This is a genomic window from Streptomyces sp. NPDC050504 (assembly GCF_044458065.1).
GTDB lineage: Bacteria > Actinomycetota > Actinomycetes > Streptomycetales > Streptomycetaceae > Streptomyces.
Genome location: NZ_JBITHO010000015.1, coordinates 42,933 through 64,081, shown reverse-complemented (window position 1 = coordinate 64,081; position 21,149 = coordinate 42,933). Strand labels below are relative to the sequence as shown.

Here is a 21,149-nt window from a genome sequence, read left to right as displayed (position 1 = left end):
TCCTTCTCGTCCTTGACGCCGTCGGTGGTCAGAAGGTCGGTGCTGCCGAGGGGGCCCGCAGCGTTCCGAGGTAGGGGTGCCACAGGTGTTCGGGGTCGTTCTCGACCGTGGTCACGAGGTCCCGCATCGCCTTGAGCGCCTTGGGTTCCTCGTCGTCGTAGAAGTCGCCCTGGAGCATCTTCAGGACGTCGATGCGGTAGCGGGGGTCCTGGACGAACGCGGTGAACAGGACGTTCAGTCGGTAGTAGACGGAGATGAACTCGTACCAGTTGCGGACGGCACGCCGGAGCTTGTCCTCGTACGTCGCGAAGCGGTCCTTGCCGAAGTCGCCCGCGCGGTGGGCGGCGATGACGTCCTTCGCGGCGAGGCGGGCGCTGTTGAGGGCGACGCTCACGCCGCTGGAGAAGATGGGGTCGACGAACCGCGCGGCGTCGCCGATCAGGAGGAACCGGTCGCCGCAGATCTGCCGCATGGCGTAGCTGTAGTCGCCCTCGGCCTTGAACGGGCGGGCCCGCCGGGCGTTCTGGAGCGCGTCGTAGAGGTCCTTGCGGCTGGAGACGATGTCCCAGAAGAACTTCTCGCGGTCGGCGTTCGCGGTTTTGAACCGGTGCTTCTGGGTCACCACACCGATGCTGGTGACGGTGTCCGAGATGGGGATCTGCCACATCCAGGTGTCCTCGACGGGGAGGAAGTGGATGTAGATGTAGTCCCGCTTGGAGGGGTCGATCGCCATGGCCGTGCGGTCGAGTCCCTCGAACCAGGCGTGGACCGCGTACTGGTTGAAGACCGGGTCGGGGACCTTCACCTTGAGCTGGTTGCCGAGCATGGTCTGCCGGCCGGACGCGTCGATGACCGTACGGGCCGTGAAGTCGATTTGACGCGGTCCGATGCGGCACTTGAGACCGACGACGTCGGGGTCCGAGTCGAAGTCGACCTGGAGCACGCGGGTCTTCTGCATCACCTGGGCGCCCAGGTTCTCCGCGTGCTTGAGCAGGATCAGGTCGAACTTCGAGCGGTCGACGTGGAACGTGTAGTCGCGGTGGACTCCGGGCTGGTCCCGTTCCACGAACATGACCTCGGCGGCCTTGAAGTCGTGGTCGAGGCCGGTGAATCCGTTGTGCGGCACGTCGCGCGACTCGGCCGACGTCCAGGCCGCCCCGTACTTCTTGGGGAATCCCGCGGCCTCGACGTCGTCCATCACGCCGATCTCGTCGAGGACCGGCATGGTCGCGGGGACGAGCGATTCCCCGATGTGGGGCCGCGGGAACATCTCGCTCTCGAACACGGCCACGGACATGCCGGCGTCGACGAGATACGCGGCCATGGCCGAGCCGGCCGGGCCGCCGCCGATGATCGCGGCGTCGAAATCGGGCTGCATGCTTTCCTCCTGGGCTGTCGTCTAGCCGTTGTTCGCAGCGGCGAGTTCTCGGATGACCGCGATGATCGTGCCGGGCGACTTGAAGTTGCCCGTGCTGAGCTTTTCCGGCGGGATGAAGACGCCCAACTCGTTGCGGATGTAGTTCATCAGGATCGCCGTCTTGAGCGAATCGAGAATCCCCAGCTCCAGAAGCGGAGTTTCCTCGTCCACGACGATGTCGAGCTCTTTCGGCAGGAGGTTGTCCTGGATGAACGGAAGGAGTCGTGCCGCGTAGTCTTCTGCTGTCATCGCATCTTCCTTGGAATGGGACCGACGACCCGGGCCCGCTGGACTATTGGTTCTCATTCGCGCCACGGGGCCGGCGCGAGGATTTTCACGACGGCGCACGAGAGCGTGACGCCCGGCCCGAGGCCGAGCATCAGCATGTGGTCGCCGGGGCCCAGTTCTCCGGTGGTCACCAGCTGGTCCAGCGAGATGATCTGGTCGCTCGCGCCGAGGTGCCCGAGCGTTCTGCCGAATTCCCAGGTCGAGGCGGACATGGGAAGACCGATGGCCGCCATGCACCGCTGTTCGACGATTTCGCGCGAGTAGTTCATGTAGGCGACCCGCGTGATGTCGTCGACGGACGTCCCCGCCTCGGCCAGGGTCCGCTGGACGAGCATGAGCGTCTGCTGGTGCACCCGCATCAGGACGCCCGTGCCCATGCCGTCGGACAGGGACCGGTCGCGGAAGGCGGCGTTGCGGGAGCTGAAGTCCAAGGGGCGGCCGAGGGTCGGGCCGGGCGGGAAGAGCGGTTCGGCGCCCCGGTGCATCTGCTCGGCCTCGGGCACCGTCACGGACCCCACCGCCAGCAGCCGCGCGAATCCGGGGTCGGTGGTGAGGATCACGGCGCTGGCACCGTCACCGGCGATGTATCCGGGGCCCATGGTCCAGCGGTCCATGAGCGGCGTACCGAAGTTGTCGGACGCCACGAGCAGCGCCGAGCGGGGCCGCTCCCCCGCCTGCAGGTGGCCCGCCGCCAGTTCGAGCGCGCTGAACATGCCGTTGCAGCCGTGCTGGATCTCCACCGCGAGGACGTCGCCGCCGACGAGGTGGCGCTGCAGGTGGTACTGGGGCTGCCAGCCGTCGGGGCCCTGGTGCCAGGAGTCGGCGTACAGCAGCAGGTCCAGGTCGTCAGGCCGGTGCCCGCAGCGTTTGAAGGCCTCCTGGGCGGCCCACAGCGCCATTTCCGGCGCGGGAATGTCACCGGCGACGGCGGCGCCGCCCAATTCGTGTATCTCGGCGTCCCGCGCCGGATAGTGCCCCTGCTCGACGGCCCATTCGACACTGACCGTGTCGGGGAGGAATCTCCCTGTCGCCTTGATGAATACGTCGGGCGTCCGCACGACCGCGCCTCCTTGGTTGCCTGGCTGCGACGAGCCTGCCCGGCACCCCTTAAGGCGATCTAAGAACACATTCCTTTCGGCCAACCCGCGGCCCCCGGGCGATCTTTCGCCTGCGTGTCGGCTTCGCGGGAGTCCGGTTCGGGCAGCGTATGTGCATCGACCATCCAGATAATTCAGGTGAAAGGACGGCTCAGCATGTCGACATCCCAGGCGCTGCGCGACCCGAGGGTGGTGAGGGTCCTCACCCGGCTCGACCGGCGCAACCTCGAATCGTTCGGGGAGGCCCTGTCCCTCGACACCTGGAGCAGCGACCCCTTCGCGTTCCAGGAACAACCGCTCTCGGTGACCGCCGAGATCGGAGACCTCATCTACCTGACCGCGCGGGCGGCACGGGCCACCCGCGCCGTCGACTTCGCGACTTCCGTCGGCATGTCGCTCATCTACCTCGCGGCGGCCGTACGGGACAACGGCGGGGGCCTGGTGATCGGCTCGGAGCTGGTCCCGGCGAAGGTCGAGGAGGCCCGGCGCAACGTCGAGGAGGCCGGCCTCACGGACTACGTCGAGATCCGCGAGGGCGACGCCCGCGAGACGCTCGCCGACGTCGGCGGACCGATCGACTACGCGATCGTCGACGGGTTCCAGGGGACCGACAACGGCTGGATCGGCGAGAGCGGCAGCTCGCTGGCGCTCGACGTGCTCAGGTTGCTCACCCCGCAGCTCCGTTCCGGGGCCGTCCTCGTCAACGACAACGCCGAGCCGGACTACGTCGCGCACGTCAGGGACCCCGGGAACGGCTTCCGCTCCAGTTGGCTCCCCCTCCTCTCGCAACCGCCCGAGGCCACCCGGCGCAAGCTGGCCGAGAGCCTCAGGCGCCGGCCCGCCGACTCGCCGCTGGCCACCCTGCTGCCCGAGGTCCCGGGCCTGGAGCTGTCGGTACGCGACTGAGCCCGTCCGCCCCGCTCTCAAGAACGCCTTAAGCGCCCTGCGTGACCGTGGACGCCTCCGGCAATGGGAGAGGGAATGAAGCTCAGCAACATCCACGTCCAGTCGATCGGCCTGTACCGCTCCACGGAGTCGATGAGCCCGGCCGAGGCCGGCCTGCACGAGGAGGAGTTTCCCGGGGGTGATCTGAAGAGCGTGCAGATCGCCCCCGGGGTGCCGCCGGTCGACATGGCCGTGTCGGCGGCCCGGGAGGCGATCGGCAGGACCGGCACGTCCGCGGCGGAGACGGGCATCCTGCTGCACGCGACGTGCTTCTGGAACGGACCGGAGGAGTGGTCGCCCGCCGGCTACATCATGCGGGAGCTCGGCTGCCCGGACACTTCGGGCCAGATCCTGAACCAGGGCTGCAACGGGATGCTGGCCGCGCTGGAGATGGCGGCGGGCTGGCTCGCCCTGCGGGAGGAGGGCGCGTCGGCGCTCCTGACGACCGCGACCATGGTGGACGGATCCACCACCATCGACCGCTGGCGGAGCGCCGGTTACGGCATCGCCATCGGCGACGGGGCCTGCGCGCTCGTGCTGGGCCGACGGCCGGGCATCGCGGAGGTGTCGGCCGTCAACTCGACCACCGTCCCCGAGATGGAGTGGTTCCACCGCGGCGCCCTGCCCCTGACGGAGCCGAACCCTCCGCTGCGGCCCAAGGTCGACGTGCTGGCCCGTGCCAGGGAGAACACCGCACTGTCCGCACAGACCGGTCTCGAACTCCAGAGCCTGCAGATCCAGGCGTACCGGAAGGTCATGCGCCGGACGCTGGACGACGTGGGCATCGAACCCGAGGACCTGACGAAGGTGCTGTTCGCCAATGTGGGCGGGGCACAGACCGACGCGACCATCATGCAGCAGCTGCGTCTGCCGCTCAGCCGGTCGACGTGGGACTACGGGCGCACGATCGGCCACGTCGGCGCGAGCGACCACGTCTACGCGCTGGAGCACCTCATCACGACGGGCGAGGTGTCCCGGGGCGACCGGCTCATGCTGGTGTGCGGCACCGCCGGGTTCCACATCAGCTGCATCGTGCTGACGGTCGGCGACCTGTCTCCGTACGAGGGCTACGAGCGCCACGAGCAGGAAGCACTGCGGCGCTGACCAGGCCTTCCGTCTACGTGTACGTCTCTACCTCCCAGGCCCACCTCGGCCCGTTTCGCGGTCCGTCCCGAGGTGGGCCTTTCGTAGGTTCACGAGCCGGGGGCCGACTCCAGGCAGGCGTCGATCACGCCCTTGTAGTAGTCCTCGGGGAACGGCTGTCCGGCCTTTCCGCGGGTCAGCTCGGACAGTTTGTCCAGCGACACCTCGTAGCGACTGGAGCGGTCCACGAACCGGCGCTCCAGCGGGCCGCCGAGGCGCAGCTCCAGGTGGTCGACGATGCTCTCGGCGGGAACGGCGACCCCCGAGGCCACGTTCACCACCTCGTCCAGGGCGTCGGCCCGCAGCAGCGCGTCGACGGCGGACACCACGTCGGCCACGTCGATGAGGTCGCGGCAGGCCCCGCGGTGCACCTCGACCCGGCCGGAGCGCACCGCGCCGATCAGGATCGGAAGCATCTGGTGTGCGGGCTGGTCCGGCCCCAGGACGTGACCGAGCCGCAGGATCAGGTGGCGCACTCCGGAGAGGCGGACGACGGTCTCAAGCGCCAACTTGTGGTGTCCGTACGGGCTTTGCGGATACACCGGGCCGTCCTCGCGGCCCGGCGCGCCGACTCCCCCGTACATGCTCGCCGATGCCGTGGAGAAGAAGAGCAGGGTGCGGTCCAGGCGGCGGCAGTCGTCGATCGTCTCGTAGAGCAGCGCAGCCTCCCGCTGGTAGGCGCTCTGGCCGACGTCGATCGTCCTCGACACCCCCGCGGCCAGGGCCGTCACGTGCGGGTGGTCGGTTTCGAGCACGGCGAGATGCCGGGCGAGGAATCCGCTGCCGATGATTTCCACGTACGTGTCCTCTCCTCGGGCCGGTGGGCGCAGGTGGCAGCCGCGCCGCCCCGGTTCCGTCAGCCGGTGGCCGGTCGGCCGACCGCCCTGATCGCGTCGATCAGGGCGGCGTGCCGCAGCAGGGTGTCTTCGTAGGGGCGCCGGTCCGCGCCCTCGCGCACCACGTGGGCGAACGCCCTCACGGGTCCGGCGAACTGGTCGTCGGTGGAGAGCGAGATCTCTTCGTAGTGGCCCTGCCGCTCGACCCGGAGCACCGGTTGGTGGGTGACGGGCGGCGTGAAGGCGCGCTCCAGCCACAGCCGGCCCTCGCTGCCCCAGACCGCGTACATCGAGCGGTAGCCGTGCTCGAAGCCGAAGCCGAGTTCGGCGGTGCGCCCGTCGGGGGTGTGCAGCAGCGCGGACCCGGCCACGTCCACGTGCCGCTCCGCGTCCATGCGCAGGACGGATCCGGCGACCGCCAGGTCGTCGCCGAGCACGAGTTGGGCGGCGCGGACGGTGTAGACGCCGACGTCGAGCAGCGCGCCGCCGCCGAGGTCGGCGTCGTAGCGGACGTCGTCGGCCGGGCGGGGCGGGATCCCGAAGCGGCTGGAGAAGGACCTGGGCTCGCCGATGCGGCCCTCGGCGATCAGCTTGGCCACGGCGGCGTGCTGGCTGTGGTGGAGAAACATGAAGTTGTCCATCAGCACCCGCTCGTGCGTACGGGCGAGCCGGACCAGCTCCCCGGCCTGCGCCGCGGTGGCGGCGAGCGGCTTCTCGACCCAGGCGTGCTTCCCGGCCAGCATCGCGCGGGCGGCCCACTGGTGGTGCAGCGCGGTGGGGAGCGCCACGTAGACGGCATCCACGTCGTCGCGCGCGAGGAGGTTCTCGTACCCCTCGACGGGGGCGCCGCCGAACCGGTCGGTGAAGGTGCGGGCCTTGGCCAGGTCCCGGCTGGCTATGGCCGTCAGCCGCACTTCGGGGACCCGCAGCACGGCGGGCAGCGTGTTGCGCCAGGCGATGTCGGCGCAGCCCAGCACTCCGATGCGCAGCGGGGCGTTGGTGGTGGTCAGGTCCATCCTCGCGTCCCTCTCTTCGTCGCCGTGGTCATCGCAGGCTGTGCAGGCAGGCGAGCAGGCTGCGGGTCTCGATGTTCAGGTAGTGTCCGTGCCGGACGAGCTCCATGAGCTGACGGATCGTCATCCATCGGTGGCTGTAGCCCACTTCGGATGGCAGGTGCGGGAAGTCGCTTTCCACTTCGATCACCTGATAGCGCGTCAGCGCGTGGTGGAAGCGTCCGCCTTCCTCCGAGAGCACCGTGTCGAAGCGGATGCGGTCGGGGGCGGCGTCGAGGACGTCCTTGAGGAAGGGCACCGCCTCGTCGGCCGCGATCGCCGGGGTGCGGACCGTGGGAGCCAGCTCCACGTGGTCCAACAGGCCCGGTTCGTAGCGTGCCTGGACCAGGATGCGCAGGCCGTCACCGGTCCGCCGGACCAGGAACGCGGCCAGGCCGTCGACCCGTGGGGCGAGCAGCGGCTGGGTCCACTCGGGCACCTCCCGGTGGAGGGACCGCACCCGGACCGCGACGACCCGGAAGCCCGAGCCGTCGTCGGCGGCGATCTCGTCGCCGTGCCGCGTCCAGCCGTGGGTCTCGTCCAGCGGGATCAGCCGGGTGTTCCACCGGCCCCTGCCCTTCACGTCGAGCAGCCAGCTCAGCGCCTCTTCGGCGCCGCTTCCAATCTCGTACGAGCGGCACAGCGCGTCGGTGAAGGCGTCCGCCCTGCTCTGGGCGGGCAGCAGGGCCGCGGGGAGGCAGCCCAGTACGGTGCGGGCGTCCATGTTCACGAGGTTCTCCACCTGGAGCAGGCCCAGGAGCTCGGGCAGCGGCACCCAGCGGAAGTCCTCGTGCACGGGCACGTCGTCCTCCACCTGGACGACCATGTTGCGGTTGTGCTTGTGCCAGAACCAGGCGCCCTGTTCCGACTGCAGGACGTCCACCAGCGTCCTGCCGCGGCCCGCGCCCCAGAAGTGCTCCAGGTACCGGGTGCGGCTCCCGCCGTGCACGCGGAGGTAGTTGCTGCGGGTGGCCTGCACGGTCGGTGAGAGTTGCAGGGTGTTGAGGTTGCCCGGCTCCATCTTGGCCTGCATCAGACAGTGCACGACACCGTCGAACTCCTTGACCAGGATGCCGAGGAGGCCGATCTCGGGCTGGTGGATGATCGGCTGGCGCGCCTGCCCGCCGTCGTCCGACTCGATGCGCAGCCCTTCCACCGTGAAGAACTTTCCGCTCGCGTGCACGAGGTTCCCGCCCTGTGGCTCGAAGCCCCAGCCGTCGAGCGCCGAGAAGGGGATGCGGGTCACCTCCGACCGATTGGCCGACCCCCGCTCCTCCCACCAGGTGCGAAATGGTGGGTCGGTCGCTGTTCCAGTCACCCAGAGCCTCCTGACAAACCTGCCCGAACGTATGGCAGGAGTTCAGCAGGATCCTCTGAAGCGGAGGTTGTGCGCCTCCAAAGCACGGAGCGCGCGGGCCGGGCGCACCGGTCCCGACATGCCAGGCCAGACGTGCGGGCCCTCGGCTAGACGGGGAGCCCGGAGCTTCGGATCGGTGGTCCCAGGAGGGCGTCGATCTCGTCGGTGACGGATTCGACCAGGTCCTGCCCGAACAGGCAGATGGTCTCTTCCCAGGGGTGCCCGAAGCCCCCCGAGTCGAAGTCCTCCGACAGGATGATGTAGTAGTCCCCGTCGGGAATGGGCACGAGGGGCCAGGGCGGCCGGCCTTCGCCACCGACACGGTGCGGCAGGAACCAGTAGGACGGGTGCTGCCACTCCAGCGCGATCAGCCAGTGGTCGGGCTTCGTGCAGGAGGTGAGGCCCCGTTCGACGACGTCGATGAAGCGGTCGACGCGGTCGGCGTCCGCCGCCTCGAACATCGAGGTGAGGCTCCATGTGACCGAGTCCGCCGGCTCCTTGATGCCCGCGCCGGCGGTCGAACCGCTCCCGGGACGGAAGTTGAACTGCTCTTGGAAGCGGTTCCAGTGACGGCGTTCCTCAGCAGCTGGCATCGCGATCACGGGGGCGTCTGTCACCCGCACAGTCTATGCAGGGGCACCCGCCCCACGCAGGGGCACCCGACCATCCGCGGAGGGCCGTTCACACCCGCGCACCTCCTGGTCAGGCGGCCGCTCGCCAGCTGTGGGCCAGCGTGAAGCCGCCGTCCCGCTCCAGTCGGCGCCAGGCCGCCCTGCACCGGTCGCCGCCCGCCGGTACCGCTCCGATCGCTTCCGGGCCCGCGGCGCGGGCGAGCAGGACCGCTGTGACGGCGGCGAGTTCCTCGGGGTCCGGAAACCCCTTCTCGACGCGCAGGAATTCTGCGGCATTCATCTCCTGTTCCCTCCTTGGGATTCCCGGGATTCACTGCGGGGGGTTGCCGTGCTTGCGGGACGGCAGGTCGGCGTGTTTGGTGCGGAGCATCGCCAGGGAGTCGATGAGCACCTCGCGGGTCTCCGCGGGGTCGATGACGTCGTCGACCAGGCCGCGCTCGGCCGCGTAGTAGGGGTGCATCAGCTCGGCCTTGTACTCCTTGACCATGCGCGCGCGCATCGCCTCGGGGTCCTCGGCCGCGGCGATCTGGCGGCGGAAGACGACGTTGGCGGCGCCCTCGGCGCCCATGACCGCGATCCCGTTGGTCGGCCAGGCGTAGGCGAGGTCGGCGCCGATGGACCGGGAGTCCATGACGATGTACGCGCCGCCGTACGCCTTGCGCAGGATCAGCGAGATCCGGGGCACCGTCGCGTTGCAGTACGCGTACAGCAGCTTCGCGCCGTGCCTGATGATCCCGCCGTGCTCCTGGTCGACGCCCGGCAGGAACCCCGGCACATCGACGAGCGTGACGAGGGGCACGTTGAACGCGTCGCAGAACTGCACGAACCGCGCGGCCTTCTCGCTCGCCTCGATGTCCAACACACCCGCGAAGACCTGGGGTTGATCGGCGACCAGTCCCACGACCCGGCCGTCCAGACGGGCGAGCGCGCAGATGATGTTGCGGGCCCAGCGCTCGTGGACCTCCAGGTAGTCGCCGTCGTCGACGAGCTCCTCGATGACCTTGCGCATGTCGTACGGCAGGCTGCCGTCCTCCGGGACCAGGTCGAGCAGGGCCTCCGAGCGCCGGTCGGCCCGGTCCGCGGGCTCCACGCGCGGCGGGTTCTCGCGGTTGTTGGAGGGCAGCATCGCGATGAGGTAGCGGACCTCGGCGATGCAGGTTTCCTCGTCGTCGTACGCGAAGTGCGCGACGCCCGAGGTCTCGGCGTGCACGTCCGCGCCGCCCAGCCCGTTCTGGGTGATCTCCTCGCCGGTCACGGCCTTGACCACGTCAGGACCCGTGATGAACATCTGCGAGGTCTCACGGACCATGAACACGAAGTCCGTCAGCGCCGGGCTGTAGGCCGCGCCGCCCGCGCACGGCCCCAGCATCACGCTGATCTGCGGGATCACACCCGACGCCCTGGTGTTGCGCTGGAAGATCCCGCCGTACCCGGCCAGCGCCGAGACGCCCTCCTGGATACGGGCCCCCGCACCGTCGTTCAACGACACCAGCGGCGCACCCGCCGCGATCGCCAGGTCCATGATCTTGTGGATCTTCTGCGCGTGGGCCTCGCCCAGCGCACCGCCGAAGATCCGGAAGTCGTGCGCGTAGACGAAGACCGTACGGCCCTCGACCGTGCCCCAGCCGGTGATGACACCGTCGGTGTACGGCTTCTTCGCCTCCAGGCCGAACCCGGTCGCCCGGTGCCGCCGCAGCTGCTCGACCTCCTTGAACGAACCCGGGTCCAGAAGCAGCTCGATGCGCTCGCGGGCCGTCAGCTTACCCTTGGCGTGCTGGGCCTCGGTCGCGCGCTCGCCCGGTCCGCGCAGTGCTTCCGCACGGATCTCGCGCAGCTCGTCACGAGCACTTCGTGTGGGTGCCATGCCTCATCGTCGACACCGCGTCTTAAGCAGTGCTAGGGCCCGCCTGGAGCGTCGGGCGCAAGCGGTGGACGCGGGCGTCGGGTACGAGCGGCGGGCTTGGGCAGTGGGCACGGACTCCGCCTACACTGCGCTTCTCCGTAGCGGACACGCGGGGTGCTTGCACCCCGAAGGATTCTCTGTAAGTATTTACTGCATGACAGGAAGTAGGGCCTCCCTGCTCACGGCAGCGGCGGAAGAATTCGCCCAGTTCGGCCTCCGGGGCACGCGCATCCAAGCGATCGTCGACCGGGCCGGCGTCAACGAGCGGATGATCTATCACCATTTCGGCAGCAAGGAAGGCCTGTACAAGGCCGCCCTCGAAGATCAGATGACGGGGCTCCACAACGCCTGGCAGCCCGCGCTGCAGCGGGCCGCGACGCTCCCCCCCTACGAGGGGATGGCCATGGCGCTCACCGCGCTCGCCGACGCCCTCGCGAACCAGCCCGCCCTGGTGGGCCTCTGGCTGCACGAGTCGCTGAACAACTGGCAGACCCTGCCGCTGCCGTCGTCGAACGCCCTGCCGGTCGAACTGCAGAAGCTGTACGAACGGGGCCAGCACGAAGGGGTGTTCCGCAAGGACTGCCCCTTCGAGATCGCCCACGGCATCGCCATGAGCGCCCTCATCGGCAGCGCGATCCTGGCGCGCCGGGGGGATGCCGCCCTGGTGAGCAGCGAGAACACGGGGCTCCCGCTGGACAAGACGCGGGAGCTGACGCTCGGACAGCTGCTGGACGGCATGACAGGACCCGCACCGACCGTTTGACGACACCCCCGCACCGGGTGCCCGCCGCCTGAGCGACGGGCACCCGCAACCGACCCGAGAACCGCGGTCGCACGACCGCCCGCCACAGGATCCATCATTTTCACCGCCCTATGCAGTAAACATTTACAGCAACACCGAAGGAGAACGCTCCGATGAGCGCGCCCACGGAAACCAAGGACGAGGCGGGCCGACGCCTGCCTCCCCGACTCGTCACCCTGATGGTCACGGTCGCCCTCGGGTCGATCATGATGCAGATGGACGCGACGATGACCAACATCGCGTACAACACCCTGCTGGAGGACTTCGACACCTCGCTCCTCACCATCCAGTGGGTCACCACGGGATACCTCCTCTCGATGGCCGCGGTGATGGCCGTGTCGGGCTGGGCCATGGAACGCTTCGGCGCCCGGACCATGTGGGTCACGTGCATCAGCCTGTTCCTGCTCGGGTCCGTGCTGTGCGGCGCGGCCTGGGACGCCCAGAGCCTCATCGCGTTCCGCGTCATCCAGGGCCTCGGCGGCGGCATGGTGCTGCCCCTGGGCATGGCGGTCCTCGCCCAGGAGGCCGGGCCGATGCGGCTGGGGCGCGTCATGAGCGTCCTGGGTATCCCCTCGGCCCTCGGCCCCGTGCTCGGCCCGGTGATCGGCGGTGTCATCGTCGACGACTGGAACTGGCGCTGGATCTTCTTCATCAACGTCCCGGTCTGCATCGCCGCCATCGCGCTGGCCTGGCGGACCATGCCCACCCGCAAGTCGCCGACCGCCGGGCGCCTGGACGTCCTCGGCCTGCTGCTGCTCTCCCCGGCCTGCGCCGTGCTGGTCTTCGGGCTCACCCAGGCCAGCAAGTACGGGTCGTTCGCCGACCGCCACTGCGTGATCCCGCTGGCCATCGGCGCCGCCCTGCTCGCGGCGTTCGCGGTGCACGCCCTGCGCGCCGAGAACCCCATCCTGGACCTGCGGCTGCTGAAGATCCGCAGCTTCATGTCGTCGTCGGCCGTGCTGTTCTTCGCCAGCGTGGCGCTGTTCGGTGTGGTGGGCGTCCTGCCGCTCTACTTCCAGCAGGTGCGCGGCCACAGCGCCCTGGAGGCCGGCCTGCTGCTGGCTCCGCAGGGCATCGGCATGGCCGCTTCGCTGTTCGTCGTCGGCAAGTTCACGGACAAGACGTCGCCGAGGCTGCTCGTCATCAGCGGGCTCACGCTCACCGCGATCGGCGCGCTGGTGTGCACGCAACTGGGGGCGGACACCAACATCGTCCTCCTCGGCGCGGCGCTCCTGGTCAGCGGCGGCGGCATCGGCCTGGTCATGGTCCCGGCCATGGCGGGCGCCATCCGGGACATTCCCGGGACGCTGATTCCGCGGGCCAGCGCGGCGAACCGGATCATCATGCAGATCGGGTCCTCGTTCGGCTCGGCCGTGCTGATCCTGGTGGCCCAGACCCGCATGGACCATCTCATCGAGACGAAGAACATCACCCCCGACAGCCTGGCCGGCGCCTACGGCACCACCTTCTGGTGGGTCATCGGCTTCGTGGTGGTGTCCGTGCTGCTCGCACTGCTCCTGCCGGCCCGCAAACCGTCCCAGCACAACCCCACCGGGGAAGCCTCCGCGATCCCCGCACTCTGACCGGAAGGGAGGGACGTTCATTCCCCCGTAGCGCCTCTCCCTTCCTCTCCCCCGGCCCCGCTCCGGCCGCCCGGCACGCCATAGCGCGGCCGAGTGCCGGAGCGGGGCCGGGGGCCCGCAGAGGGGGGATCGAGCACTGCCCGGGGGTCGGTCATCGTGTCAGCTGCCGGAGAGGAGCAGGGGTGCCGTCATCAACCGGTTGTCACCGGCGAGGATGGCCCGCTGGAGGTCCTGCAGCGGGCGGCCGGGCTCAAGGCCCAGTTCCTCCTGCAAGGTCCTGCGCGCCGCCTGGTAGACCTTCAGCGCGTCCGCCTGCCGCTCCGAGCGGTACAGGGCCAGCATGAGCTGCCGGTAGAACGTCTCCCGCATCGGATTCTCCGCCGTCAGGGCGTAGAGCGTGCCCACCGTCTCCCGGTGCAGCCCGACGTGGAGCCGGCAGTCGGCGAGCATCTCCTGGCAGGCCAGGCGGGTCTCCGTGAGCCAGGTCGAGAACCCGTCGATGATCGGACCGTTGGCCTCCTGGCCGTTGCCCCCGGCGCCGAGGAGCGGACCGCGCCACAGGTCGAGCGCCTCCTCGAAGCGGCCGGCGGCCTCCTCGTAGCGCCCCTCCCTGAACAACACCCGCCCCTCGTCGACCAGTCGGGGAAAGATGTGGGCATCGATCTCGTCGTCACCGATGTGCAGCACGTATCCCGGGGCACGGGTTTCGACGGGACTGTCCGTCCTGCCCGGCCGCTGGAGGAACTTGCGCAGCTGGGAGACGTACACGTGGAGGCCCGCGGTGGCCCTGCGGGGCAGGTCCTCGCCCCAGATCTCCGTCATGAGCTGCTCCGGGGAGACCACCTGCTCGGCTCGGATGAGGAGGACCGAGAAGAGGATCACGACTTTGCGCGCATTGACGAAGGAGCACCGGTCGCCCTCCACCACACGGAGTGGACCCAGCATCTCGTACCTCATCGCCCCTTTCCTCCAAGCCTTTCCAGCGGACGGACCACGCGTTCGAGGATCCCGGAGAGCCTGTCGGCCACGGCCTGCCGGTGGGAATCCAAGTAGAAGTGCCCGCCCTGGAACTCCTCCAGGTCGAAGGGCCCGTTGGTGTGCCGCTCCCAGTCGGCCGCCTCTTCGCGGCTGGTCTGCGGGTCCCGGTCTCCCAGCAGCGCGGTGATCGGGCACTCCAGGGGTGGCGCCTGGGTCCACCGGTATCCCTCGATGGCCCGGTAGTCGTTGCGGACGACCGGTACGACCGCCGCGAGCACGTCCGGATCGTCGAGGAAAACGGGGTCCGTGCCGCCGACACGGCGCAACTCCTCGACCATCCCGGCGTCGCTGAGCTCGTGCACCGTGCTGCGGCGGTAACGGGACGGGGCCCGCCGTCCGGAGGCGACCAGCCAGCGCGGCCCGCTCCCGGGACGGCCCGCGCCGAGGCGGCACGCCACCTCGTAGGCGACCGTGGCGCCCATGCTGTGGCCGAAGAAGACGAGCGGCCGGTCGGTGAACGGGCCCAGGGCGGAGGCAACTTGGTCAGCCAATAAGACGAGGTCGTCGACGAGCGGTTCCCTTCGCCGGTCCTGCCGACCGGGGTACTGCACCGCCAACACCTCCACTTCGCCCGTCAGCGAGGGCGAGTGGGCCAGGGGGTGGTAGTAGGTGGCCGATCCACCCGCGTGGGGGAAGCACACGAGGCGGACCTCGGCCTCCGGCCGGGGCCGGAGGTGTCGTATCCACGGATCCGATGCGTCAGGGGTGGGAGACAACTGATGATCCCTTCGTCAGGAGCGTCCGACAACGATGCCGTCGCTCCAACCAGCGACATCTTCCGGACAAAACCTCCGGGGGTAACCGGGGCGCAGCCGCCATCCACGACCCGCGGTACACCGCGCTCCTACCGCCCCCGGTTCGGCACACGGTCCGCGCAAGCGGCCTCCACGTGCCTGCGGTAAATACTTACAGAGTAGAGTCCTTGAGCACAACAACAATCTCCGAGCGACGGTCTTGACAACACGCCCGGGATGGCGTGCGGCGGGCGCCCGCACCGGGCCGGGCCACCGAAAGCACGGGAGTCGGCTTGAAGCGGGGCCCGCGCGACTTCATCGGCATCACGGACACAACCGGACAGCCCACTGCCTTCATCGACGAAAATCTCCCGCCATAAGTCCGTGCCATCTGCAAACTGTTCCTTCCAGGATGATGCACGGCATGCAGTTCCAGGAGCAACAAGCGCTCGACGACACCGAGTCGGAATACGAGAATCCAGTTATCCGGAATACCTCACCTAGCTGGGCTGCGACGAAGTCCCGAGGGGCCCGGAATCAAAAGAGAGCGGTTGCGAAAGAGACCAAGATTTTACTTGGCCAGCACCCTTCGCCAATATCTGACAGATCGTCATGATCCCGCCACCGGCCGCCGGTCCGGGGGCACGCCCCGCGCCACGGCAGGTACGGACCATGACGGGAAGCGACGGCGACCAGGGGTACGACGGGCCGTTCGGCGAAGGCCCGGTCCCGGCTCCTGGCGTACGTCATTCCTCGGCCACAGCACAGCATTCGCAAATTTGGCGTGATCCCCAAAGACGTGACACGTTTCGACCGGAGCATGATGAGCCATCTCCCGGGCCGCCTGCCGCCTCGCCCTTACTGTTCGGTGAAACGCGGTCTCTGCAGCTCGGCGATAAGGGGCGCGGAAAAAGAAGCCGAAATTATCGCCCGATATCGACGGGCGGGCCGCACCGGACATGGCCGAAAAAGTTCGGGAAGAAAACTGATCGGTTTCACCGGCAGCACAACGGGCCATGGACGTGGTGTGAAACCACGTCCATGGCCCGTAGCGTCGGCGATGGATTTCAGACGGACAGGGCCGCCCGCGCGCGCAGCGGTTCCCACCACGCCCGGTTGTCCCGGTACCAGGCCACCACCTCGGTCAGGCCCTCCTCCAGCGGGACCTCGGGCGCGAACCCCAGCTCCTCGCGGATCTTCGAGGTGTCCACGGAGTAGCGCTCGTCGTGGGCGGTCCGGTCCGGCACCTGGCGCACCCGGCTCCAGTCGGCCCCGCAGAGGGCGAGCAGGCGCTCCGTCAGCTCCCGGTTCGTCAGCTCGGTCCCGGCACTGATGTTGTAGATCTCGCCCCCGCGCCCTTCGGTGAGCACCAGGTGGACCGCGCGGCAGTGGTCCCGGACGTGCAGCCACTCGCGCACGTGGTGGCCGTCGCCGTACAGCGGCACGTCCAGGCCGTCCAGCAGGTTGGTCACGAACAGCGGGATGAGCTTCTCGATGAACTGGTGAGTGCCGTAGTTGTTGGAGCACCGCGTGATGGAGACCTCGACGTCGCTGCTGCGCCAGTAGGCCCTGGCCATCAGGTCGCTCGCGGCCTTGGACGCGGCGTAGGGGGAGTTGGGCTCCAGGAGGGTGTCCTCGGTCCAGGAGCCCTGGAGCAGCGAGCCGTACACCTCGTCCGTGGAGACGTGCAGGAACCGCCCGACGCCCGCCCGCGCGCAGGCGTTCAGGAGTATCTGGGTGCCGAGCACGTTCGTCGTCACGAAGGGCGTGCCGTCGGCCAGGGAACGGTCGACGTGCGACTCCGCGGCGAAGTGCACCACGGCGTCGTGTCCCGGCAGCAGCGCCGACAGCATCTCCGCGTCGCAGATGTCGCCCTGGACGAAGGTCAGCCGGGGATCGCTCAGCGGGAGGTTGTCGAGGTTCGCCGCGTAGGTCAGCTTGTCCAGGACGGTGACCTCGCACCCCGCGGTGCCTGGGAAGCGGGCGGCGAGCAGGTCGCGCACGTAGTGGCTGCCGATGAATCCGGCGCCGCCGGTGACCAGGAACTTCATGGACCTCGTGCCCTTCACGCGGGAATCTCGACGCGGCAGTCGTCGCCGACCATCAGCCGGTGCTTGGGGACCGGGTCGGAGCCCAGTCGCACGTCGCCGCCCTTGCCGACGATGGACTCGTGCAGCGTGCGCACTCCGCGTACGGAGGCGTGGTCCAGGATGATGGAGGACTCCACGCCCGCGTCCTGGAGGCGGCAGCCCCGGCCGAGCGCGCTGAACGCGCCCACGTAGCTGTCCTCGACGATGCTTCCGGCGCCGATGACGGTGGGGCCCACCAGGACGGAGCGCTCGATCCGGGCGCCCGGTTCGACGACGACGGGGCCGTAGATCCGGCTGAGGGTGTCGACGGAGCCCTGGACGCTCGGCTCGACCGCCTCCAGCAGGACGCGGTTGCACTCCAGGAGGTCGTGCAGCGTTCCGGTGTCCTTCCAGAAGCCCGGGTAGACCGTGCCGCGCACCTCGTGGTCGTTGCTCACCAGCCACTGGACGGCGTCCGTGATCTCCAGCTCGCCGCGCCAGCTGGGCCTGGTGTTCTCCACGGCCTCGTGGATCTCCGGGGTGAAGAAGAAGGCCCCGGTGACGGCGAGGTCGCTACGGGGCCTGGCGGGCTTCTCCTCCAGGGCCGTCACCCTGTTCTGGCCGTCGAGTTCGGCGATGCCGTAGGCGCTGGGGTCGGTGACCTTCGCCAGGAGGAGCTGCGCCGCGGGACGGTCGCGGCGGAAGGTCGCCAGCTCGTCGGTGATGCCGGGGGCGAAGACGTTGTCGCCGAGGTACATGACGAAATCGTCGTCGGCGAGGAAGTCACGGGCGATCATGACGCAGTGCGCCAGGCCCTGCGGGGACTCCTGGGGCAGATAGGTGACGGCCATGCCGAAGCGCGAACCGTCGCCCACCGCCGCGGGAATGGAGGTGTTCCGGGCGTTGATGATGATGCCGGTCTCGGTGACGCCGGAGGCGGCGAGCGCCTCAAGGGCGTGGAAGAGCACGGGCTTGTTGGCGACGGGCACCAACTGCTTGGGCATGCTGTGACTGAGCGGGCGCAACCGTGTTCCGGTGCCGCCCGACAACACTAGGGATTTCATCGGGATCTCTCACACCAATCCATCGGAGACGGAACGATCTGTACCGGGGCGGGACGTCCCCGGGTCAGGCTCACCGCCGTTCGGCGACGCGTTCCGCGACGGCGTCGGCTGCCTGCGCCGGGGTGAGCTGGGCCGCGTTCTCGTCCCGCAGGCCGGCCGCGGCCTTGGCCCAGCGCGGCTCGTCGAGCAGCGACCGGACGGCGGTGCGGATCTCGCCGGCGTCCGTCTGCGGGCCGCGGATCAAGGTGCCCGCGCCGACGGCGGCCACGGTCTCCGCGTTGCGCAGCTGGCCCGGTTCCTGGGGCAGCATCACCTGCGGTACGCCGGCGGCCGCGACGGTCAGCATGGTGCCCGCGCCCGCGTGGTTGACGGCGACCGAGCAGGTGGCGGCGACCAGGTGGAGCGGCATGCCTTCGACGACGCGCACGCCGGGCGGTACCGGGCCCAGGGCCGCGCGGTCCTGGGCCCCGACGGTGACGACCACGTCGGTGTCGAGGCCGTCGAGGGCGTCGATCACCGTGCCGAGGGGCGCCTCCTGGCCGACGAGCGTGGCGGAGTTGGACACGCTCCACGACACTCCGACGCGCGGGCGCTCCGGCGGCCTGCGCAGCCAGTCGGGGATCACGGTCGAGCCGTTGTACGGCACGAAGCGGGTGACCAGCTGGTGGGGCAGCCTGAACGCCTGCAGGCTCGGCGGGCACGGGTCGACGGTGAGGACACCGCCCGTGGCGCGCGGGGTGGCCCCGAAGCGCTCGTACAGCGCCCGCAGCTCGTCCGGCCAGCTGTCCACGGGCGCGCCGTGCCCCGGGAAGCGGACCATCCCGGCGTGCTGCGGCCCCCACGCCTGGTGGACGAGCGGGATCCCCATCACCTCGGCCACGAGGGGCCCCACCAGCGCCACCACGTCGCAGACGATCACGTCGGGGCGCCAGTGGCGGGCGAACGCGACGAGTTCGTCGGCCATCGCCGACGCCGCGCCGGTGTGGGCGGCGTTGCGCAGCGCCACGTACCTCCTGCGCACGTCCTCGGGGATGGCGCTCATCTCGCCGAACCCCGCGAGGGTCCGGCCCGTCTCCCGGCGGAGCACTTCCTGGGCCCTGCCGAGGTGGGCGAGCAGGTCGAAGTCGGCGCCCACCGGGTAGACCTGCATGCCCGAGCGCACCGCCGTGTCGGTCACGCCGGACTGGGCCGCGACGCACACCTCGTGCCCCGCGGTCCGCAGGGCCCACGCCAGCGGCACCATCGGGTAGTAGTGGCTGGCCGCGGCCAGGGGAACGAACAGCACGCGCATGGGTTTCTCCGTGTCCCGCCGGTGTCCGGCGCCGGGTGAAGCCCCACCCGTGGCCGTCGGCTGCACGGTGAGTGGGAGTCCTGGGCGGGCCCATTCCATTCGGCGGGGCTGAACCTGTGCCAAAGCCCCGCTAATCCGGGCGGCGGGCCGCCCCGTACAAGGGCTGCCCTAGACGGCTTTTAGCAGGGCTGCGGAGCATGCGGGGAATTGGCCGCCCGAGAGAAAGCGGGATGTTCCCGATGACTTCAGACGTCGTGGTGGTCGGCGGTGGCCCGACGGGGCTGACGCTCGCCTACGAGCTGGCCCTGGCCGGTGCACACCCCATCGTCCTCGAACAACAGGCGGAGCCGCGCACGGAGCCCAAGGCGAACGGGCTCGTCGGGCGGATCGTCCAGCTCCTGGACTACCGGGGGCTGCTCGACCGGTTCGCCGAGGGCTCCCGGCACGTGGGTCCCGCCCCGTCCTTCTACTTCGGCGCGGTCCCCCTGAACCTGTCCGCGCTCGAACGCAATCCCCTGCACCTGCTGGTGGTCCCGCAGCCCCGTCTGGAGGACCTGCTCGCCCGGAGCGCGGTCGCGCTGGGCGCCGAGATCCGTCGGGGGCAGCGCGTGGTGGCCCTGTCGCAGGACGACACCGGGGTCACCCTGGAGACCCAGGTCGCCGGCGGCAACGAGACGCTGCGCGCGGCCTACGCGGTCGGCTGCGACGGCGCGCACAGCACCGTGCGCAAACAGGTGGGCATCGGGTTCCCCGGCACCACCAGTTCGCTGGTGACCCGGATCGGGCACGTGTCGCTGCCCGCCGCGCTGGTGGTGCCGGGCACCGGGGAGCTGGAGCTGCCGGGCGGGCCGCGGTTGCGGCTCGGCTGGAACTACACGGAGCGCGGGAAGATCGGGCTGATGTCCTTCAAGCCCGGCGTGCACGTGGTGACGGCCGCCGAGGACGACCGGGCGCCGACCGACGCCAACGCGCCGATGACACTGGGCGAGCTCCGCTCCAGCGTCCACCGGATCCTGGGCACCGACCTGCCGATGAGCGACCCGCTGTGGCTGTCTCGGACGGTGGCGAGCAGCCGCCTCGCCGACCGCTACCGGGAGGGCCGGGTCATGGTGGCGGGGGACGCGGCGCACCTGTTCCCCGCGGGCGGTTCCGCGCTGAACACCGGCATGCTCGACGCGGTCAACCTGGGCTGGAAGCTGGCCGCCCTGCTGAACGGCACGGCCCCGGCCGGGCTGTTGGACTCGTACCACGACGAACGGCACGCCGTGGGCGAGCAGGTGCTCGCCCACACCAGGGCGCAGGCCGCCCTGATGGCCATCGGGGAGGAGTCCGCGGTGCTGCGCGACTTCTTCGGGGAGGTGCTCGGCCTCCCCCAGGCGCTCGAACACGTCGCCGGACGGCTGCACGGCGAGGACGTACGGTACGGGGCCGACGCGCTGGACGACAACGCGCACCCGCTGCTGGGCCGTTGGGCGCCCGATCTCGCACTGCGCACCGCGCAGGGCCCGACGCGGGTGGCCGAACTGCTGCGCGCGGGGCGGCCGGTGCTGCTGGACCTCAGCGGCGACGGGGCCCCGCACGACGTCGTGGCGGACGGCTGGAAGGACCGGGTTGACGTGGTGGCCGCGCGCAGCGAACAGCCCGCTCCCCCGGCCGACGTCCTGCTGATCCGGCCCGACGGCCACGTGGCGTGGGCGGCGTCCCGCCACGACCCGCGGGAGGAGCTGCGGCAGGGCCTGCGCTCGGCGCTGACCACCTGGTTCGGCGCGCCTGCCAGGGCGCTTTAGCCCCCGCAAAGCGCCCGGTTAGAGCGGTCGGCGACCGTGTGACGACGATCAGAGTGTGTGCGACGCCGCGCGCTGCGCATTCCGCTTTCGGCTGAGCCGGCAGACACACGG

The 21,149-nt window shown here is 69.9% G+C and carries 19 protein-coding genes; 5 read left to right on the top strand and 14 right to left on the bottom strand.

Annotated elements, in window-relative coordinates; genetic code table 11:
* Positions 1–28: 28 nt before the first annotated feature.
* The 3 genes from ACIBNE_RS38345 to ACIBNE_RS38335 are packed head-to-tail and all read right to left on the bottom strand — an operon-like array spanning position 29 to position 2,763.
* A complete protein-coding gene (locus ACIBNE_RS38345) occupies positions 29–1,378 on the bottom strand; it encodes an NAD(P)/FAD-dependent oxidoreductase (protein WP_399280198.1) in 1,350 nt (449 codons plus the stop codon).
* Between the two features lie 21 nt (positions 1,379–1,399).
* Positions 1,400–1,666, bottom strand: coding sequence for an acyl carrier protein (locus ACIBNE_RS38340; RefSeq protein ID WP_399280196.1), 267 nt, complete (start codon positions 1,664–1,666; stop codon positions 1,400–1,402).
* Between the two features lie 53 nt (positions 1,667–1,719).
* Entirely contained in the window at positions 1,720–2,763 is a 1,044-nt protein-coding gene (locus tag ACIBNE_RS38335; protein ID WP_399280194.1) for a ketoacyl-ACP synthase III family protein, read from the bottom strand.
* Positions 2,764–2,958: 195 nt separating this feature from the next.
* Here ACIBNE_RS38335 and ACIBNE_RS38330 point away from each other — a divergent pair, with 195 nt between their 5' ends.
* Complete coding sequence (locus tag ACIBNE_RS38330) at positions 2,959–3,708, top strand: O-methyltransferase (RefSeq protein WP_399280192.1); 750 nt, start codon at positions 2,959–2,961, stop codon at positions 3,706–3,708.
* A 75-nt stretch (positions 3,709–3,783) separates the two neighbouring features.
* Positions 3,784–4,851: a ketoacyl-ACP synthase III family protein gene (locus ACIBNE_RS38325; protein WP_399280190.1), complete on the top strand. Its 1,068-nt coding sequence runs from the start codon at positions 3,784–3,786 to the stop codon at positions 4,849–4,851.
* 89 nt (positions 4,852–4,940) lie between these two features.
* Here ACIBNE_RS38325 and ACIBNE_RS38320 read toward each other — a convergent pair whose 3' ends face one another.
* From ACIBNE_RS38320 to ACIBNE_RS38295, 6 genes are all read right to left on the bottom strand, one after another.
* Complete coding sequence (locus ACIBNE_RS38320) at positions 4,941–5,687, bottom strand: NAD-dependent epimerase/dehydratase family protein (RefSeq protein WP_399280188.1); 747 nt, start codon at positions 5,685–5,687, stop codon at positions 4,941–4,943.
* Between the two features lie 59 nt (positions 5,688–5,746).
* Positions 5,747–6,742, bottom strand: a complete 996-nt coding sequence (locus tag ACIBNE_RS38315; RefSeq protein WP_399280186.1) for a Gfo/Idh/MocA family protein — start codon at positions 6,740–6,742, stop codon at positions 5,747–5,749.
* A 28-nt stretch (positions 6,743–6,770) separates the two neighbouring features.
* On the bottom strand, positions 6,771–8,096 hold the full coding sequence (locus tag ACIBNE_RS38310; protein ID WP_399280184.1) for an NDP-hexose 2,3-dehydratase family protein: 1,326 nt from the start codon (positions 8,094–8,096) through the stop codon (positions 6,771–6,773).
* Between the two features lie 146 nt (positions 8,097–8,242).
* Positions 8,243–8,752: a DUF2716 domain-containing protein gene (locus tag ACIBNE_RS38305; protein WP_399280182.1), complete on the bottom strand. Its 510-nt coding sequence runs from the start codon at positions 8,750–8,752 to the stop codon at positions 8,243–8,245.
* An 85-nt stretch (positions 8,753–8,837) separates the two neighbouring features.
* Positions 8,838–9,047 (bottom strand): acyl-CoA carboxylase subunit epsilon, encoded by a 210-nt coding sequence (locus tag ACIBNE_RS38300; protein WP_399280181.1) that lies wholly within the window; start codon positions 9,045–9,047, stop codon positions 8,838–8,840.
* Positions 9,048–9,077: 30 nt separating this feature from the next.
* On the bottom strand, positions 9,078–10,631 hold the full coding sequence (locus tag ACIBNE_RS38295) for an acyl-CoA carboxylase subunit beta (protein ID WP_399280179.1): 1,554 nt from the start codon (positions 10,629–10,631) through the stop codon (positions 9,078–9,080).
* 193 nt (positions 10,632–10,824) lie between these two features.
* Between ACIBNE_RS38295 and ACIBNE_RS38290 the strand changes: the two genes are divergently transcribed.
* Together ACIBNE_RS38290 and ACIBNE_RS38285 are read left to right on the top strand one after the other, a co-directional pair.
* Complete coding sequence (locus ACIBNE_RS38290) at positions 10,825–11,433, top strand: TetR/AcrR family transcriptional regulator (RefSeq protein WP_399280177.1); 609 nt, start codon at positions 10,825–10,827, stop codon at positions 11,431–11,433.
* Between the two features lie 152 nt (positions 11,434–11,585).
* Positions 11,586–13,055: an MDR family MFS transporter gene (locus ACIBNE_RS38285; protein ID WP_399280175.1), complete on the top strand. Its 1,470-nt coding sequence runs from the start codon at positions 11,586–11,588 to the stop codon at positions 13,053–13,055.
* 159 nt (positions 13,056–13,214) lie between these two features.
* Here the strand turns inward: ACIBNE_RS38285 and ACIBNE_RS38280 are convergent, their stop codons facing one another.
* The 5 genes from ACIBNE_RS38280 to ACIBNE_RS38260 form a co-directional block, all read right to left on the bottom strand.
* Positions 13,215–14,012 (bottom strand): BTAD domain-containing putative transcriptional regulator, encoded by a 798-nt coding sequence (locus tag ACIBNE_RS38280; RefSeq protein ID WP_399280173.1) that lies wholly within the window; start codon positions 14,010–14,012, stop codon positions 13,215–13,217.
* Positions 14,009–14,734, bottom strand: a complete 726-nt coding sequence (locus ACIBNE_RS38275) for a thioesterase II family protein (protein ID WP_399280171.1) — start codon at positions 14,732–14,734, stop codon at positions 14,009–14,011. Before ACIBNE_RS38275 ends, ACIBNE_RS38280 begins: the two co-directional genes overlap by 4 nt.
* A gap of 1,160 nt (positions 14,735–15,894) precedes the next feature.
* On the bottom strand, positions 15,895–16,878 hold the full coding sequence (gene rfbB / locus ACIBNE_RS38270) for a dTDP-glucose 4,6-dehydratase (protein ID WP_399280169.1): 984 nt from the start codon (positions 16,876–16,878) through the stop codon (positions 15,895–15,897).
* A gap of 14 nt (positions 16,879–16,892) precedes the next feature.
* Positions 16,893–17,960 carry a glucose-1-phosphate thymidylyltransferase gene (locus ACIBNE_RS38265; RefSeq protein WP_399280167.1) on the bottom strand — a complete coding sequence of 356 codons (1,068 nt, stop codon included), beginning with the start codon at positions 17,958–17,960 and terminating at the stop codon, positions 16,893–16,895.
* 70 nt (positions 17,961–18,030) lie between these two features.
* Complete coding sequence (locus ACIBNE_RS38260; protein WP_399280165.1) at positions 18,031–19,251, bottom strand: nucleotide disphospho-sugar-binding domain-containing protein; 1,221 nt, start codon at positions 19,249–19,251, stop codon at positions 18,031–18,033.
* 239 nt (positions 19,252–19,490) lie between these two features.
* Here ACIBNE_RS38260 and ACIBNE_RS38255 point away from each other — a divergent pair, with 239 nt between their 5' ends.
* Positions 19,491–21,038 carry an FAD-dependent oxidoreductase gene (locus ACIBNE_RS38255; protein WP_399280163.1) on the top strand — a complete coding sequence of 516 codons (1,548 nt, stop codon included), beginning with the start codon at positions 19,491–19,493 and terminating at the stop codon, positions 21,036–21,038.
* Positions 21,039–21,149: the final 111 nt, after the last annotated feature.

Excerpts from the sequence above, each read along its gene's own strand:
- ACIBNE_RS38345 (WP_399280198.1), bottom strand. The coding sequence starts at position 1,378 with ATGCAGCCCGATTTCGACGCCGCGATCATCGGCGGCGGCCCGGCCGGC.
- ACIBNE_RS38340 (WP_399280196.1), bottom strand. The coding sequence starts at position 1,666 with ATGACAGCAGAAGACTACGCGGCACGACTCCTTCCGTTCATCCAGGAC.
- ACIBNE_RS38330 (WP_399280192.1), top strand. The coding sequence starts at position 2,959 with ATGTCGACATCCCAGGCGCTGCGCGACCCGAGGGTGGTGAGGGTCCTC.
- ACIBNE_RS38325 (WP_399280190.1), top strand. The coding sequence starts at position 3,784 with ATGAAGCTCAGCAACATCCACGTCCAGTCGATCGGCCTGTACCGCTCC.
- ACIBNE_RS38315 (WP_399280186.1), bottom strand. The coding sequence starts at position 6,742 with ATGGACCTGACCACCACCAACGCCCCGCTGCGCATCGGAGTGCTGGGC.
- ACIBNE_RS38300 (WP_399280181.1), bottom strand. The coding sequence starts at position 9,047 with ATGAATGCCGCAGAATTCCTGCGCGTCGAGAAGGGGTTTCCGGACCCC.
- ACIBNE_RS38295 (WP_399280179.1), bottom strand. The coding sequence starts at position 10,631 with ATGGCACCCACACGAAGTGCTCGTGACGAGCTGCGCGAGATCCGTGCG.
- ACIBNE_RS38290 (WP_399280177.1), top strand. The coding sequence starts at position 10,825 with ATGACAGGAAGTAGGGCCTCCCTGCTCACGGCAGCGGCGGAAGAATTC.
- ACIBNE_RS38285 (WP_399280175.1), top strand. The coding sequence starts at position 11,586 with ATGAGCGCGCCCACGGAAACCAAGGACGAGGCGGGCCGACGCCTGCCT.
- ACIBNE_RS38280 (WP_399280173.1), bottom strand. The coding sequence starts at position 14,012 with ATGAGGTACGAGATGCTGGGTCCACTCCGTGTGGTGGAGGGCGACCGG.
- rfbB (WP_399280169.1), bottom strand. The coding sequence starts at position 16,878 with ATGAAGTTCCTGGTCACCGGCGGCGCCGGATTCATCGGCAGCCACTAC.
- ACIBNE_RS38265 (WP_399280167.1), bottom strand. The coding sequence starts at position 17,960 with ATGAAATCCCTAGTGTTGTCGGGCGGCACCGGAACACGGTTGCGCCCG.
- ACIBNE_RS38260 (WP_399280165.1), bottom strand. The coding sequence starts at position 19,251 with ATGCGCGTGCTGTTCGTTCCCCTGGCCGCGGCCAGCCACTACTACCCG.
- ACIBNE_RS38255 (WP_399280163.1), top strand. The coding sequence starts at position 19,491 with ATGACTTCAGACGTCGTGGTGGTCGGCGGTGGCCCGACGGGGCTGACG.